This window comes from Anaerostipes caccae L1-92 (assembly GCF_014467075.1).
GTDB classification, from domain to species: domain Bacteria; phylum Bacillota; class Clostridia; order Lachnospirales; family Lachnospiraceae; genus Anaerostipes; species Anaerostipes caccae.
Map to the genome: position 1 here is coordinate 322,521 of NZ_AP023027.1, position 16,517 is coordinate 339,037.

The 16,517-nt window shown below is 40.2% G+C and carries 14 protein-coding genes; 12 read left to right on the plus strand and 2 right to left on the minus strand.

Annotated features, from left to right (window positions below; genetic code table 11):
- Window positions 1-24: 24 nt before the first annotated feature.
- The gene (locus tag ANCC_RS01720) at window positions 25-630 is read left to right on the plus strand and encodes a hypothetical protein (RefSeq protein ID WP_006567754.1); all 606 of its coding nucleotides are present in this window, start codon (window positions 25-27) and stop codon (window positions 628-630) included.
- Window positions 631-1,184: 554 nt separating this feature from the next.
- Here the strand turns inward: ANCC_RS01720 and ANCC_RS01725 are convergent.
- Together ANCC_RS01725 and ANCC_RS01730 are read right to left on the minus strand one after the other, a co-directional pair.
- On the minus strand, window positions 1,185-2,909 hold the full coding sequence (locus tag ANCC_RS01725; protein ID WP_006567752.1) for an ABC transporter ATP-binding protein: 1,725 nt from the start codon (window positions 2,907-2,909) through the stop codon (window positions 1,185-1,187).
- Complete coding sequence (locus tag ANCC_RS01730) at window positions 2,910-4,664, minus strand: ABC transporter ATP-binding protein (RefSeq protein WP_006567751.1); 1,755 nt, start codon at window positions 4,662-4,664, stop codon at window positions 2,910-2,912. It abuts the gene before it with no gap.
- A gap of 126 nt (window positions 4,665-4,790) precedes the next feature.
- Here ANCC_RS01730 and ANCC_RS01735 point away from each other — a divergent pair, with 126 nt between their 5' ends.
- The 11 genes from ANCC_RS01735 (at window position 4,791) to ANCC_RS01785 (ending at window position 16,511) form a co-directional block, all read left to right on the plus strand.
- Window positions 4,791-5,408: a TetR/AcrR family transcriptional regulator gene (locus ANCC_RS01735; RefSeq protein WP_006567750.1), complete on the plus strand. Its 618-nt coding sequence runs from the start codon at window positions 4,791-4,793 to the stop codon at window positions 5,406-5,408.
- 78 nt (window positions 5,409-5,486) lie between these two features.
- Window positions 5,487-6,074 (plus strand): MptD family putative ECF transporter S component, encoded by a 588-nt coding sequence (locus ANCC_RS01740; RefSeq protein ID WP_006567749.1) that lies wholly within the window; start codon window positions 5,487-5,489, stop codon window positions 6,072-6,074.
- Window positions 6,074-6,799: an energy-coupling factor transporter transmembrane component T gene (locus ANCC_RS01745; RefSeq protein ID WP_006567748.1), complete on the plus strand. Its 726-nt coding sequence runs from the start codon at window positions 6,074-6,076 to the stop codon at window positions 6,797-6,799. Before ANCC_RS01740 ends, ANCC_RS01745 begins: the two co-directional genes overlap by 1 nt.
- Before the next feature lie 13 nt (window positions 6,800-6,812).
- Entirely contained in the window at window positions 6,813-8,312 is a 1,500-nt protein-coding gene (locus tag ANCC_RS01750) for an ABC transporter ATP-binding protein (RefSeq protein ID WP_006567747.1), read from the plus strand.
- Between the two features lie 440 nt (window positions 8,313-8,752).
- On the plus strand, window positions 8,753-9,364 hold the full coding sequence (locus ANCC_RS01755; RefSeq protein ID WP_006567746.1) for an MptD family putative ECF transporter S component: 612 nt from the start codon (window positions 8,753-8,755) through the stop codon (window positions 9,362-9,364).
- Window positions 9,365-9,366: 2 nt separating this feature from the next.
- Window positions 9,367-10,062, plus strand: coding sequence for an energy-coupling factor transporter transmembrane component T (locus ANCC_RS01760; protein WP_330385484.1), 696 nt, complete (start codon window positions 9,367-9,369; stop codon window positions 10,060-10,062).
- A gap of 46 nt (window positions 10,063-10,108) precedes the next feature.
- Window positions 10,109-10,861, plus strand: coding sequence for a thioesterase II family protein (locus ANCC_RS01765; RefSeq protein WP_039946789.1), 753 nt, complete (start codon window positions 10,109-10,111; stop codon window positions 10,859-10,861).
- Window positions 10,851-11,618, plus strand: coding sequence for a 4'-phosphopantetheinyl transferase family protein (locus ANCC_RS01770; RefSeq protein ID WP_025483254.1), 768 nt, complete (start codon window positions 10,851-10,853; stop codon window positions 11,616-11,618). The genes ANCC_RS01765 and ANCC_RS01770 overlap by 11 nt, the downstream gene beginning before the upstream one ends.
- The gene (locus tag ANCC_RS01775; RefSeq protein ID WP_006567742.1) at window positions 11,548-13,107 is read left to right on the plus strand and encodes an AMP-binding protein; all 1,560 of its coding nucleotides are present in this window, start codon (window positions 11,548-11,550) and stop codon (window positions 13,105-13,107) included. The genes ANCC_RS01770 and ANCC_RS01775 overlap by 71 nt, the downstream gene beginning before the upstream one ends.
- The gene (locus tag ANCC_RS01780; RefSeq protein WP_006567741.1) at window positions 13,104-13,583 is read left to right on the plus strand and encodes a phosphopantetheine-binding protein; all 480 of its coding nucleotides are present in this window, start codon (window positions 13,104-13,106) and stop codon (window positions 13,581-13,583) included. Before ANCC_RS01775 ends, ANCC_RS01780 begins: the two co-directional genes overlap by 4 nt.
- Before the next feature lie 36 nt (window positions 13,584-13,619).
- Window positions 13,620-16,511 (plus strand): amino acid adenylation domain-containing protein, encoded by a 2,892-nt coding sequence (locus ANCC_RS01785; RefSeq protein WP_267904113.1) that lies wholly within the window; start codon window positions 13,620-13,622, stop codon window positions 16,509-16,511.
- Window positions 16,512-16,517: the final 6 nt, after the last annotated feature.

Consider the following 16,517-nt stretch of genomic DNA (forward strand, 5'->3'; position numbering starts at 1 on the left):
AATTAAAAGGAGTGGACAATCTATATGAAGAATATTAAGGATTGTATGAAAAGTCGTATGAAAAAGAGGGCCGAGTTCGTAAAGGCACCCTATGGTTATCGTATTAAGGACAGGCAGTTAGTTGTAGAGGAAATGGAAGCTTTTCGCGTGAGGTCTGCTTTAAAGTTTGTTATGGATTATCTGAACAATCCGCCGGAATACATGGTATTGGAGTTCATAGATTATAAAAAAGATACACAGCATCTTGTCTTGAATTACGAGGAGGCGGCAAACAGTATTCCCTATAGTTGGATTTGCCGGCAGGTGGGAAAAGAAATAGAACTTCGGGAACAATACTTTCAGGCGGGAGAAGATATATCATTGCTTGCTTTACAGAATGTGATGGAGCTGTCATTTACAGAAGTGGAATCACATTGGAGTAATCAGGGGAATCTAATGAGAAGTGCAGGCATATGGGCAAAGAGATTGAGAAAAATGCCTGCCTCCGTATACTATGCAGGGGTTGTTACGGCGAGAACAAAATCATATTCAGAAGAGTTGAGATATATAGGCAATTATGAGCCAATAATATCAAAGGAGCAATTTGATGCATTGAATAAACGGGTGAATGAAACTGTATTTGTGGACTAAATATTACTGAATAAACACCTGAAAACATAGAACCGATAACTTATGAGCATATTTCTCATGGTTATCGGTTTTTTTCTTTCTGAACTATGTTGATGAAAACTGTGACTTAGAAGTAGTACAGGAATGCTATAAAAAGCTACATGAATTACTGGCCTGGGGATATCCATTCACATTGATCCGCATTAATAAAAGCTGTATGCATGTAGAATATCTGGACTATATCAATCAGATGGTGAAAAAGCTGTCGAAAAACAATTTGGAAGGCTTTGTAGATGTATGGAAAGAACTTATGTTAAGGGAGGAAAAACTGGCAACTGCAAATACTTTGATTAGATAGGAAAAATAAATTAAAGAGGAATGTGTAGGTTCAGGCAATTGTTTAGTAAAAACAGGTCTATGCAAAAGCGAAAGGTGAGGTATATGGCCTGACGACTGCCCGGTTCTGGAAGGTTAAGAGAAAATGAGTGCCTTGGCACAAAAAGAAAATCAGGGAAGGAATTCATTAAATCCTTCCCTGGTTTTCATTGATACAGAGGGGTGAAATGGGGTAATATTTATAATTGCCATCCGGTGGCTTCCACACGTAATTTAAGGAAATTCCGGTAAATTCCGTCCTTTTTACTGAGCTGGTCATGGGTGCCCTTTTGTTTGACGTGCCCATTATCAATCACAATAATCTGGTCAGCTTTTTGTACGGTACTCAATCGATGGGCTATGGAAATTAAAGTTTTATTTTTAGTCAGCTCCTCAATCGCAGATAAAAGAGCCTGTTCATTTTCAGGGTCAACACTGGAGGTTGCTTCATCTAAAATGACAATGGGTGCGTCTTTTAAAATTGCCCGTGCAATGGAGATTCTTTGTTTTTCGCCGCCAGATAATGTAGATCCACTTTCGCCAATTACAGTTTGATATCCATCCGGCAAGGCCATAATAAAGTCATGACAGCAGGCTCTTTTTGCTGCCTCCATTACTTCTTCAAGTGACGCATCAGGCTTCCCAAACTTAATATTATTTTCGATTGTGTCATGGAATAGATAAACCTTTTGGAAAACCATACTGATACAGTCAAGCACACTGTCAGCGGTATAGTCTTTCACATTTTGGCCGCCAATACACACAGAGCCTTCCTGAACGTCCCAGAAACGAGCGATTAAGTTACATAATGTCGTTTTACCGCTTCCTGACGGACCTACAATCGCACATGTAGTATGCTCTGGTATGTTTAAGGATATGTGGTCAATAATTCTGCGGGAACCATAGCCAAATGATACATCTTTTAATGAAATCTCATAATTGGAAGGATGGAGTTTATCTGTGGTGGTGTCCATCTGGGGAATATTTGTCACTTCTTCCAAACGGTCTAATTCGGTATTTATTTTCTTACTCAAGAATGCACTGTTTCCCATAGTTTCCAAATCAGAATAAACGGTAAATGCACAAAACAAAAATGTCATACAGAATGGTAGGGAAATTTTTCCGTCCATGTATAAGATACCAGCAGCAGCGATTAAGACGCAGCTCATCAATTTATAGACAAGGCCATATAGCCGGAGAACACCTGCGGTTGCCTTTTCCTGTGAATAATCAGCGTCCCATTTCTTTTGAAATGCAGTGTGTACCTCTTGCTGGCCGCTTTTGCCGTTTGAAAATGAACGGAGAACAGCAATCCCACGTATGTACTCTAAACATTTATTAACCAGATTTTCCTGGGCAGCCTGATAAATTGGCGAATGTTCTGCGGCCCGCTGTCTGACCAGGCGTAATACTGTCAGGCCAATTACTAAGCCTATCATACTTAGTGTCCCTATTATTGGGTTGAAAAAGAACATCATGAAAGACATAAGGAATGCCATGGCAACACCACTGGTCATCTGTTCGATAGCCATCATGGAGTAACCTTCCAGATCCGCTATGGTAGTGGTTAAAATTGTTTGGATGGTTCCAAGGTTCTGCTCTGAAAAATAACCCATAGGTGCTTGTTTTAATCGCTCACCAATTTCTAAACGGTAATCACGGAAAATATCATAACCGGTTCCGCTCATGGTACGGTCACTCATCCATTGGAAAAAGAAACGTCCAAGAATACTAATAAGAATGATAGTTACAGCTTTTAAAATTATTGAGGAGGTTAGTGTATCAAGATTTAACATGATTAAAAATACACTGAGCATCATAAAACTTTGAAAAAAGGATTTTAAAATATTGCACAGTATTCCAACTGTTATTTTTTTTCTGCTGGAGCCGGCGATTTGATAAATACGAGAAATCATTTCAAACATCTAAGATTCTCCTTTCGTTTTGGAAGTTACCGCATCTGAATAATTCTCCCACATTTTCTTATAAAGAGGGCAGTTCTCTAACAGTTCATTTTGCGTTCCGCATCCAGCTATTTTCCCATCAGCTACAACAAGGATTTGATCGGCATTGCGGATTGTATTCAGACGATGTGCAACAACAATTAGGGTTTTCCCGGAAATTAACTTACTGATTGCTTCTTGTATCAGTGCTTCATTTTCCGGGTCTGCATAGGCAGTTGCTTCATCAAGAATAACCACGGAAGCTTTTTTAAGCATGGCACGCGCTATGGTGATACGTTGGCGTTCTCCACCAGATAGGCGGTCTCCGGCATCTCCGGCCATAGTGTCGTAGCCTTTTTCTAATTGCATGATAAAATCATGGCAGTTTGCAGCTTTTGCAACGGTTTCTATTTGTTCGTCCGTTGCGGCTGGATTTCCCATGCGGATATTATCACGGATGGTTTTATCAAAAAGAAAGTTATCCTGTGCAACATAACTGATTTCTCCCATCAGCTGCTCAAAGGGGATGTTGCGAATATCCTGTGAACCAAAAAGCACAGTCCCGGAGGTGGCATCCCAAAATCCCGCCATTAATTTGGCTATGGTAGATTTACCAGATCCGGACGGACCGACAATCGCTGTCATTGATTTCGGTGACGTCTTAAATGAGATATCGTGCAGCACTTCACTTTTGTTATAACCAAAGCAAACGTGACTAAATTCAAATGTCGGTTCTGTGAGAGTAACCGGGTCCGCAGGCCGCTGCAGTTCAGGAGTTTTTAAGAAGGCAGTAACTTGTTCAAGGTTTCCTTTGATCATACTTACCTGCTCCATGGCTTCCGATACTTTCATCAGCGGCCCTGTAAAGCCAAGGGGGACAATAAGACATATCATCAGAACCGGTAAAGTAATCGAACCATTCATAAAAAGCAAAGCGCCGATAGGAAGTGTGCCAAGTAAGGTGGAGGGAAGGACTGCACGAGCGGCCGCATTCCATAGCCAGCACTCACTCCACCATTCCATGGTGCAGTCGTGGAAGTAATTGACAGCTTTTGAGTATTGCCCATAGGACGAGCTGGACCGGTTAAAAGCTTTAATGACCTGAATACCATTTACATATTCCACAAGAGAACTGTTCATTTCATTCGCAGAACACATATAGTTTTCCATACGGGAGGCATATCCGCGCATCATGGCAGCGAAAAACAAACCTCCCAACGGGACAGTAATTAAAGAGGCCAGCCCCATGCGCCAATCCAAAATAAAGATTAATAGAATACTGCATAGAGGTGCTGTGATGTGTGACGGAAGTTCAGGCATAAAATGGGCCATAGAATCCTCTAGCTTTGCCACATTATCTACAATTAAGTTTTTAAAAATGCCGGAAGGGGTTTCCAACATGACGCCCATGGGAACCTTCGCCATTTTATCGGCAATTCTTTCACGTATATTTTGTAAAATAGTAAAGGAAATACGGTGGGACAGAAGGGACGACCTCCATGTAAGGAATGTCTTAATGCACTGGCAAAGTGCCGCGATTCCCGCCAGTATCACCGTATCTTTAGTAGTAGCTGTTCCGGAATAGAGTGAGTCTGCCAACATAGCCAGTATAAGGAATGGAACCATACCAAATAGTTCCCCTAAAACGGCCATAAGAATGGAAAATTTCATTTTCCCCTTGCTACTGCCAACAAACATAAAAAGCTGCCGGATTGCCCCCGGTTCTTTTGATTTCATATAAACATCTTCCTTTCTGCTAATCAGAATTTGTAATTGGGTATTGATTTTTTAGGAAAAGGGTGGTAAAATCTATATTACGGTGTAATATTACAGTGTAATATAGTATAGAATGGAGGGGAGGAAATGTCAAGGGATTTCCAGCAAACTCATGAAAATCTTTTGGCCTGTGCAAAGAAACACTTCTTAGAATTTGGCTTTGAAAGAGCCAGTATTAGGGAAATCTGTAAAGACGCAAATGTAACCAATGGTGCCTTTTACAATCATTTTGCTGATAAGGAAGCTTTATTTGGTTCTTTAGTGGAATCAGTTGTTCAGACAATCCAAAAGATATATTCAGAATCAATAGATAAGCATTTTGATTTAGTAAAAACAGATGAGCTTAAGAATTTGTGGAGGCTGTCAGAAAGTACGATTATCCAGATAATCGAATATATTTATGAGCATTTTGATGTATTCAGGCTGCTTCTGATGTGCTCGTCAGGAACAAAGTATGCAGGCTTTTTAGACGACTTGGTACGCGCAGATGTGCAGGAGACAATAAAACTCATTGCAGAATTAAAAGCACGCGGTGTACCTGTCAATGATTTAGATGAGGACGAGTGGCATATGTTGGTCCATTCTTACTATGCTTCAATTGCGGAAATTGTTATGCACAATTATCCAAAGTCAGCTGCATTGAAGTATGCTCATACGCTATCGGTATTTTTCAGCTCGGGCTGGCAAACTGTTTTGGGGATTTAATCCCCAAAAAATTTCCCCTACAGTTAGCTGAATCTAACTATAAAATATGAAATTAGTCATAACGAAAGGACGATTAAAATGCAAAAATCTAATAAACTAAATGGAAAAGATCTTATCAATGTAGGAATTTATACTGCCATGACTCTTGTAATATTTTTTGTTTTCGGATTACTGACTGCACTGCCTGTAATATATCCATTCCTTCTGTTTATCTGGCCGTTTGTATGTGGCATTCCTATGATGCTGTACTACACAAAAATTCAGAAATTCGGGATGCTGACAATTACAGGTGTCATCTGCGGTCTGTTTTTCTTTCTTATAGGCTATACATGGATTGGGCTGGTGGGGTGGACACTGGGCGGAATTCTTGCTGATATTGTGTTAAAGGCCGGTCAGTATAAAAACTTTAACGTTACCCTCCTAAGCTATGCGTGTTTTTGCCTTGGCATGATGGGATGCCCTGCGAATCTTTGGATTGCCGGGCAGTCCTACTGGGAAAATATTCACAGCTCCATGGGGAACCAATACGCAGAAACATTACAATCTATGATGCCATCATGGATGATGTATGCGGGATTTGTGATTTTGTTTGTCGGCGGGATTTGCGGTGCTTTGCTCGGTCATAAAATGTTAAAGAAGCACTTTGAGAGGGCGGGTATTGTTTGATGCACATGCTTGCTGTTACAGAGACGAAAGGATTCCATTTAGACCCACGGACAAAATTACTGCTGATGGCCGTTGTAGCTACCGCCGAGTTTTTATATGGCCATACCGCTTTTATGCTTGCAGTGGCTTTGATACCTTTTATTCTATTACTTACAAACAGACAATATAAGGCAGCGGCCATTTTTATAGTTCTGTTTGTAGCTGCTTTGGTGGTTAAGGAAATCCAAAACTCAATTCGTTTTCACATGGTTGTCAATATGATTGTAGTTTTATTGGTGGGATTGGTTTTAAGGCTTTTTCCTGCTTTTGCAATGGGGAATTACATAATTAAATCTACTACTGCCAGTGAGTGTATTACATCACTGAGCAGAATGCATATCGGTAGGAATATTACCATTCCTCTTTCTGTATTATTTCGCTTTTTGCCTACCATGCAGGAAGAATCAGCAGCTATTAAAGACGCTATGAGAATGAGGGAAATCCAGTTTGGTACGAAAAAATTTTGGCAGAATCCAATGGCACTGCTTGAATATCGTTTCATACCGCTTATGATTTCGGTTGTAAAGATTGGTGATGAACTGTCTGCGGCAGCGTTGACCCGTGGGCTGGATAATCCAGCAAAGCGGTCAAGCATAACGAGAGTTGGATTTACCTGTTACGATGCCATTGCGGTAGTAATTTCAGGCGTTATGCTGTTTGTCACCTTATTTATTATTAAATGGTAGAAGGGGAAGTGAAATGATAGAAATTAAAGATGTGTCCTTTACCTATGAAAGCGGAGAATCAGAGAATAGCCTGCGTAATATCAATTTGAAAATCGAAGATGGAGAGACTGTTTTACTATGTGGTGAATCTGGTTGCGGTAAAACAACTTTGACGCGCCTGATTAACGGATTGATTCCGCATTATTATAATGGACAGTTAACGGGACAGATTTATTTGGATGGGAAAGAGGTAAAGGATTATCAGTTATATCAGATTGCCCCCATGGTTGGCTCTGTATTTCAAAACCCGAGAACACAGTTCTACAATGTAGATACGACAAGCGAGATTGTGTTTGGATGCGAAAATTTGGGGTTGCCGGTGCAGGAAATGCTGGCAAGGCTTGAGAATACAACAAAATGCCTTAAATTAGAAAATCTGCTTGGACGGAGCCTGTTTGCTTTATCTGGTGGAGAAAAGCAGAAGATAGCCTGTGCATCGGCAGATGCTATCTGCCCTAATACTTTTGTTTTGGATGAACCGTCCTCAAATTTGGATATTTCTTCGATAAAAGATTTAACAGAAGTAATTCGCCAATGGCAATCTGAAAATAAGACAGTAATCGTTGCCGAACACCGCCTTTATTACCTGGCTCCATATGCGGACCGAATCATATATATGAAGCGCGGAGAGATATGTAATGAATATACAAGAGAGGAATTTTTGGAACTAGATCCAAAGGAGTTAAAGAAAATGGGATTACGTGCATTAAATCCATTTGACTTGATGCCTGAAAAAAAACCTGAAGCAAATGAAAAAAGCCTGCAGATTGATAACTTTTGGTTTTCATATGAAAAACGGGGATATCCGATTGTAAACATACCGAATTTAACATTGCCGCAGGGAGAAATCATTGGAATCATTGGTGACAATGGAGCTGGTAAATCCTCTTTTGCCAGATGTCTATGCGGATTAGATAAATCTTCAAAGGGCACTTTGAAATTAAATGGCAATGCTCTCAATGCGAAGAAGCGCCGGCATATTTCCTATATGGTAATGCAGGATGTAAATCACCAGCTTTTTACAGAAGATGTACTTGATGAACTTTTGCTGAGTATGGATGGAGAAAATGAGGAAGAGGACAAGGTTCGGGCACAAGAAATTTTGGCCGGGCTTGATTTGTCGGATAAACTGAAACTGCACCCAATGTCGTTATCCGGTGGTGAAAAGCAGCGAGTCGCTATTGGCAGTGCTGTTGCATCTGGGAAAGAAATAATCATATTTGATGAACCCACCAGTGGATTGGATTATAGACATATGCTTGAGGTTTCAGAAAAATTAATACAGCTAAAAGAAATGAAAAAAACGTTGTTTCTGATAACGCATGATCCTGAACTGATATACAAATGCTGTACACATCTTATGTTTATTGAGCATGGCCGTATATTATGGCATCGGCCTATGGATAACGAGGCTGTAAGACTTTTACAGGAATTTTTCTCCCACGAAAAGGGTGATTCAGCAATGGCTATATGAAAGCGAAAGAGTACTTTGAAGTGGGCTGAGAGAAATGTTATTTGTCATAAGGACTAAAGAGAACTTATTTCGGATATAGAAATACGTAAGAGTAAGCTGGAAGTTAATATAATGATTCAGGCCGCAGTACTTTTTATAATAGTGACAATGTCGATTTATCAAAAAGTCTGCGGCAATTATTTTATAATTTAATATTTAAGTAAAACGAAATTTAATTGAATGTTTCATAAAGTCATCTACAGCCCTGTGATGTGACAAGCCTTTGAATGAAACAAACTGTTAAAATGGGCTATTTTAAAAAAATACACATTTAAAGGGGTAGAAATATTAAAAAGAATCCTGTAAAATACAATAGAGTTAGTTGCTGCTAACATGCCGAGGCTTTAACTAATAGTTAGTAGCAACTAACCAAAACCACTATATTACAGGAGGATCTTTATATGAGTGAAACAAAGGGAAGTAAGTTTAGTATCAGAGACGTAATCACGGTTGCAGCCATGTTGGTAATCAATTATATGATAGCAATGGTGGTCAGCGCTGTCACATTGCCATTTTCAGAAGTGTATTTATATGGTTCAGCCGCCATTGACGGCTTTTTAGGAGCTGTATTCTTCCTTGTAGCGGCAAACCGGGTGAACAAACATGGGCTGTTGTTTGTTTGGGCATTTGTGTATGGCCTTATCCAGGCACTTATGGGTTACGCCTTCTTGCTGCCATATTTCCTGATTGTAGGCGTTATTTCCGAGCTGTCTATGATTGGAAAAAATACATATAGAAAGCCGATCCGCAATATGATTGGCTGGGCTTTAAACAGTATCGGGAATTTCGTTGGATGTGCGGTGCCTCTCTGGTGGGCATGGGACAGTTATAAAGAAATGGCATTAAATAGTGGCTTTTCACAGGAAACCTTAGATATGCAGTTTTTAATGTCAACCCATCCGGGGCTGATGCTTTTGGGCTGTGCAATAACCGGTCTTCTTGCTGTATTAGGTGTTCTGTTCGGGCAGAGACTATTAAGAAGACATTTTCAGAAAGCTGGTATTTTGGAATGATTATGAATCATAGTAACATCAGAAAAGTGGAGCAGATCGATGGCAGGACAGTGTTGCTGTTGGCTGTCTGCGCATGCTTCACTTCCTTCTTAAGCACCAGTTTGCTGGGGCATGGTTTATATATGATATGGCTTTTTCTATTGTTATGCTATTTTGAGTTATTTACGATGGGATTAGGAATGTTGGGGGTATATATCCTGTCGGTAGTTTGGCTGGCTATTAATACAAAATACCATATCTCTTTTCCATCACCGCTGTTATTTCATATGCTTTATCGTCTATTGATGCCGGCGATGATTGTGTGTCTGATAGTGCATATACCTTCAGGCAAACTGACTTCCAGTATAAGGAAGTTACCGATTCCCGAAAATATAATGCTGATTATAATTGTCATGCTCCGGTTTGCTCCCACCCTTGTTCATGAGTTTGGTGAAGTAAAAGACGCTATGAAGGTAAGAGGCTTTTTGCGGTCTATAAGGACAGTCCTTTTTCACCCGCTTAGTACATTGGAATATGCAATTGTCCCTATGGTTTTCAGAAGCCTGAAAATAGCGGACGAACTGGCATCATCAGCCATTGTCAGAGGAATCGAGAGTCCGTATAAGAAAGATAGCTATTACATTATAAGTCTGACTGCAAAAGATATTTTCTTAGTAATGTCCAGTACCATCATTGCTGTTGTTTGCTGCAGGGTTTAAATCAGTGGGGGGCGGTTGGGTTAGTCTGGATTCAGGAGGTGAGGTTATGATATACAATGGGAAATTGATTAAGAATTCGGAAGGTATTAGCCCCCAAAGTACAATAATGTTTTGTTTCCCATATGCAGGAGGCGGTGCCGCTTTCTATGCTAAGTGGATTCAATATTTTGACAAGAAACTTTCGGTTTGCCCCATACAATTACCGGGAAGAGAAGAACGTATTGGTGAGAAGCCATATTTGAACATGCAATCACTTGTAAAAGACGTTGTGGACGCTATTATGAGGCTTGACAATGACTTTATCCTATTTGGCCATAGCATGGGCGGCAAAATAGCATTTGAAGTTGAAAAAATGCTTGAGAACAACAAAAGGGTAGCAAAGTTGGCGATTTTCTCCGGAAGCAGAGTTCCCCATATTCCGGAACCACAGCCGATATCTCATTTGACAGAACAGGAGTTTTTGATTGGCCTGGAACGATATGACGGTATTCCGGAAGAAATAAAAATGGATAAAAGACTGTTGAACTTTTATATGCCGATAATCAGATCGGATTTTATTCTGGATGAAAGCTATTATCCGGATGCCCCATCAAAATTAATATGTCCAGTTTTGGCAATTGGCGGGAATGAGGATAGGGAAGCGACCCTGGCCGATATTAAGAGATGGTCTGAATACACGCAGAGCAAGTTTCAGTATTACCTTTTCAGAGGCGGGCATTTCTTTATAAAAGAAGATGAGGAAAATGTATTAAAGTTAATTCATCAAAAATCTGAGGAGTTTATCAATCGTGAAAATTAAAGTGATTCGTCCTACATTCACTTCACGGCATTGCTTTATGAATAATCTTCCTCCAGAAGAAATACAGGTTTGGATTCTGCGGTGGAGAAGCATGACAGGTTGGATAAAAGAGAATTGGGGAATCTTGAATGAAGAAGAGATAAAGCAATATACATCATATGTAAAGTATGAAGACATAATGAGAGGTGCAATAGGGCGAATCGCTGTAAAAAAGATTTCTTCATCTTATCTTGGCAAAGATATAAAAGATATACAAATTGAGAGAGGACGTTTTGGGAAACCATATCTGTGCTGTTCTGGAAAACGTCTATCTATAAATTACAACCTATCTCACTCGGGAGAGATTGTAATGCTTGCCTTTGGACGTAATGTTCAGGTTGGCGTAGATGTGCAGGCAATAAAACAAATACAGGAATATCAAAGGCTCGCAGAAAATTATTTTTCACCAGAAGAAACAGCAACTGTAATCAGGCAAAATAATATTGAGTCCTTTTTTGAATCTTGGACAGCGAAAGAAGCCTATGTGAAGGCAATCGGCTATGGGCTTTATAAAGATTTCGCCTCTTTTTCTGTAAAAATCGGCGGAACCAGCAGTGAAAGCTACGGAGATCAGATTTGGCGGATTTGTCAAATTGCTGTAGATAAATGTCATAAAGCATGTTTGGCATATGGAATGAGGAATGAGAATGAACTATGGGAAGAAATTGCGACCGGTACAGGAGAAAACGATAGATATCTGGCTGGGAGAAAGGTTTAAAGCAAATAGAAATAAGACCGCTATTGTGGAGGGCATAAATCGTATTACCTATGGAGAACTGGAAAAGAAAATCAACCAGTATGGCTGCTATTTCAAAAGGCGCGGGATAAGCAAGGGTGAACTGGTTGTTTTGCGAATACCGAATGTAAAAGAGTTTGTATTTGGTTTGCTGGGGTTAATTAAAATAGGTTCAATCCCAATTGTTACAAACTCTTTATTTGGTGAGAATGAGTTAAAGGGCATTTTTGATAAGACGGATGCCTCAACATTGGTTTTCTATGATAAGGACGAAGTATCATTAAGGATTCACAAGGGGCGTGCAAGCAGACAGATTTGTAAAATCGCAGTCAAGGATATAGCCGAAGGATTGAAAGAAGACACCGAAAATATCATCGAAGAAAACAAGGAGCTTGACAGCATAGCCCTCCTTATGTTGTCAAGCGGAACAACCGGAGTTCCTAAATTAGTGCCAATCACTCATAGAATGATTTATTGGCATATTTATGGATATAATCAGAAATTCCAGTTTACGTCCTCTGACAGTTATTTAGCTTGTCTGCCATTAGCACATAAGGTTGGGTTATATTCGCCCGGAATTCTGAATGTGTTTTTCGCAGGGGGAAAAGCTGTTTTATGCAGTGACCTGGACTGCGATGATATTTTTGTACAAGTTGAAAAAGAAAATATTACAATTACAGCCTTAGTTCCAACACTGGCGCGAATCTGGAATCAGTATCTGAATCAAGAGTGTGGATATGATTTGAGCAGCGTCAGGAAAATCATTATTGGAGGTTCCTTGGTTGATGAGAGCCTTGTTACAAAATTAATTGAAAAGGTGGAATGTGAGGTCTTACCCCTTTATGGAGCAACGGAAGGACTGGCCCTGTATAGTATTTATGATCGCAGCAATCTTGGCGATGCGGTAGGCTACCATTATTCGGTGTCTGGCTATGAGGAAATCCGGATTATTGATGAGAATGGCATGGACGTACTGAATGGTGAAGAAGGAGAATTGATAATTCGTGGACCATTTACCATTCAAAGTTATTATAACCAGGATGTCAGTATGAAAGATAAGTTCACATCGGACGGATTTTATAGAACAGGCGATAAAGTGAGATGGGATTCCACATATGGATATCAGGTACAGGGAAGGATCACGGACCAAATAAATAGGTCTGGTGAGAAAATAGAACCGAGAGAGATTGAAATATTTATAAGTGAACATCCGAACATTGATGAGGCGGTGGTAGTAGGTGTTGAGGATTTTCTAATGGGAGAAAGAATTTGTGCTTTCATCATGACTGCGGATGAAAAAATTAATTTATCACATATACGAAAATTTCTTATGGAAAAGGGGTTGGCAACATATAAGCTACCAGACCAGCTTGTGAAGATAGATGAGTGGCCTCTTACATCGGTAAAAAAGATTAACCGGGTAAAGCTGCGGGAGATTGCGAATAACACTGCAGGGAAGGAGAAAATATGAAATCGGAGATTACATATGCAGAGCTGTGTCAGATTATAGCAGAGATTGGGGAGTATTCTTATACTGCAGATATAGAAAACATAAATTTGATTGAGGCTGGATTTGAATCCTTAAAGGTAATGCTAATATCCAGTGAGCTAAAACGCAGAGGTATCAATGTCCGCGTTTCTGAATTGCTGAAAAAACCGTATCTGGCGGAATGGTGGAAAATAATAAAAATGCAGAGTGTCAGCGCAGAAAGTAAAAAGGAAGTGGATAGGAGTCGGACGGAAACGATGGAATTTCCTCTTACCGATGTTCAGCATGCGTATTGGGTGGGCAGAAATCCAGATCAGGTGATGGGAGGAATATCGTGCTATCTGTATTTTGAGTTTGAATGTGGGGAAATAGACCGGCAGAGGTTATCAAAGGCGTGGGAAAACGTGCAATACCTGCACTCATCGCTCCGGACAAAGTTTTTGGAGAGCGGAACCTAGGTTATTCAGGATAAACCATATAATTCCAGCATCATAATATATGACTTACAACAATTAGATGAAACAGAAAAGAAAGAGAAAATGGAAGCGGTAAGAAATGAGTACAGTCATAAAGTGTTGGCTGTTGAACGAGGCGAAGTGGCAGTACTCATTTTATCGGTTATAGGCAAGAACAAAACTATCTTGCATTTTGGCATTGATTTGCTGGTAGCGGATTTAAAGAGCATAAAGATTATTTTTTCGGATTTAGAAAAATTATATAATGATTGTTCTTTTGAGAAAACGCAATCGCCTTTTTCTCTTGAAGAGCACATGAAGCATAAAGAAAATGAGGACGCTTACCGAAAAGTGGCCGCTTATTGGAAAGAACACTTTGCTACACTGCCGGAAGCGCCGGAACTGCCATTAAAGAGAGCGTATCAATCGGTAAAGAAGCCGGTGTTTAAAAGAAGAAATTTTATGCTGGAGAAAGCGGATTGGGACAGGCTTGCGGCAAGTGCTGCGAAGAACCAGGTCACACCTGCAATGATACTGCTGACCATTTATACACAGATATTAGAACGTTACAGCAATCAATCGGATTTTCTGATGAATATACCTCTGTTTAACAGACCGTCAGAAGCAGAGGACAAAGTGGCTGATTTTACAAATATCCTTTTGCTTCCGGTAAAGGGCATTGAAGAACGAGGTTTTATTAGTAAAACGAAAAGAATTCAGGAAGCCTTTCTGGAATCGCTGGACTATTCTGCTTATTCCGGAGTGAAAGTAATAAGAGATATACTAAGGTCAAGGCCAACACAAAAGCTTGTGGCGCCAATCGTATTTTCTTGTGACTGCATGGAACCAATCATTACTGATGGGTTTGCAGGGAGTTTTGGCAAATTAAAATATATTTCTTCACAGACACCGCAAGTTTTGATAGATTTCCAGGTCATGAGATTCCCGGAAGGCATTTTGCTTTCGTGGGACACAGTTGAAGATGTATTCCCGAAAGGCTTTATAGAGGATATGTTCAGTGCCTATATAGAATGTTTGAGATGGACTATATCCAATCCTGACAAATGGGGGGAAGAACTTCCTGTAATATCAGAGACAAAATTCGCAGAGAGATATTCAGGCATAAATACAATTGGGGTAAAGCAGAATCTATGTCTGCATGAACTTGTTTTTAGAAATGCAACAGACCGTAGCAGCAAAACGGCTGTCATAGAAGGCACCGGCAGAACCTTGACTTATTATGAGCTGTGCAAAGAAGCGAAGAAATTAGCACGTTTATTACAGCTGGAAGGTGTAGGGCCTGGCGATAAGGTGGCTGTGCGATTGCCCAGGGGAGCAGAACAGATAATATCAGTACTATCAATATTGCTGCTGGGTGCATGTTATGTGCCGATTGGAATGAACCAGCCGGATAAGCGCATCGAAAAGATCGTGAAACGCGCTGATATAAGATATATGGTATCTCATGGCTGTCATTTAAGGTTAAACAGAGTGAATATCATTGATGTGAATGACCGGGCGAAGCGGGAGGAGATATCTGCCAATGAACCAGTAAATCCTTCCAGCAGTGCTTATGTTATTTTCACCTCTGGAACTACTGGAGAACCCAAAGGCGTGGAGATTTCCCATTTTTCAGCCATGAATACAATTTGTGATGTGAACAAGAAATGTGACATCAGTGAAAAAGATAGTTTATTGGCAGTGTCTTCTTTGGAATTTGATTTATCGGTTTATGATATATTTGGAATTCTTGGAACGGGCGGGACTATAGTCTTGCTGGACGAGGCGAGTAAAACAGATGCTGCTCAATGGTTGGATTTAGTTACCAGATACCATATAACCTGTTGGAATTCAGTGCCTTTTCTATTACGGATGCTTCTGGAACAGGCACAGGCTGAGGAGATGAAATTGCAATCCCTTAAAACCGTATTGTTGTCCGGGGACTGGATTGGTACGGACCTGCCGGCAAAATTAGCAGATGTTGCTCCAAATTCTGAATTGACAGCTCTTGGTGGAGCAACTGAAGGTTCTATATGGTCTAATTATTATCAGGTGAAGCTGCCTGTTCCTAAAGAGTGGGTATCAATTCCATATGGAACTCCCCTGGACGGACAGCTATACAGGGTCGTTGACCAGAGGGGAAGAGACTGCCCTGATTGGGTGCCGGGAGAATTATGGATTGGCGGAATTGGAGTGGCAAAGGGCTATGTCGGTGATGAAACCACTACAAATAATAAGTTTGTATCATTTAAAAACATAAGATGGTATAAAACCGGTGATATGGGAAGGTTTTGGAATGATGGAACAATTGAATTCCTGGGAAGAAAAGATACGCAGGTAAAATTCAGAGGGTACCGGATTGAACTGGGAGAGATTGAAGCAGCAATCAACAGGGCGGAAGGTATTAAGAGTTCTGTTGCATGTATCGTTTCGGAAGGCGGCAGTCAAAAACTTTGTGCGTTTATTGTTAAAAACGACCCAGATAGTGAGTTGATTCAGGACGAAACCATAAATCAGTCGATTAGTTCCTATCTTCCTCTCTATATGGTTCCATCTGAATATCAATATGGAAAGTCTATACCGTTGAGTGCAAATGGGAAAGTTGACCGTAAAATGGTAGCAGAATTGTTTTTTAAAGAACGTCAGGCTGTGGCCGGTTACGAAAAACCGCAGGGAGCTATAGAAGAAGAATTAGAACGGCTATGGATAGAAGTACTCGGTTCCACAAAGTATTCAAGAGATATCAGCTTTTTTAAAGCCGGAGGCGATAGCTTAAAGGCGATTATGCTGATTGATAAAATTAAAAAGTCACATTTAGTCAATGGAGATCTCGGGACAGCAATATTAGTGAATGCCCCTACGATTAGAGAACTGGCAAGTCAGATACAAATGATTAATCAGGGTGCAGAGTTGACGATTGATACCATTTAGCTGCAG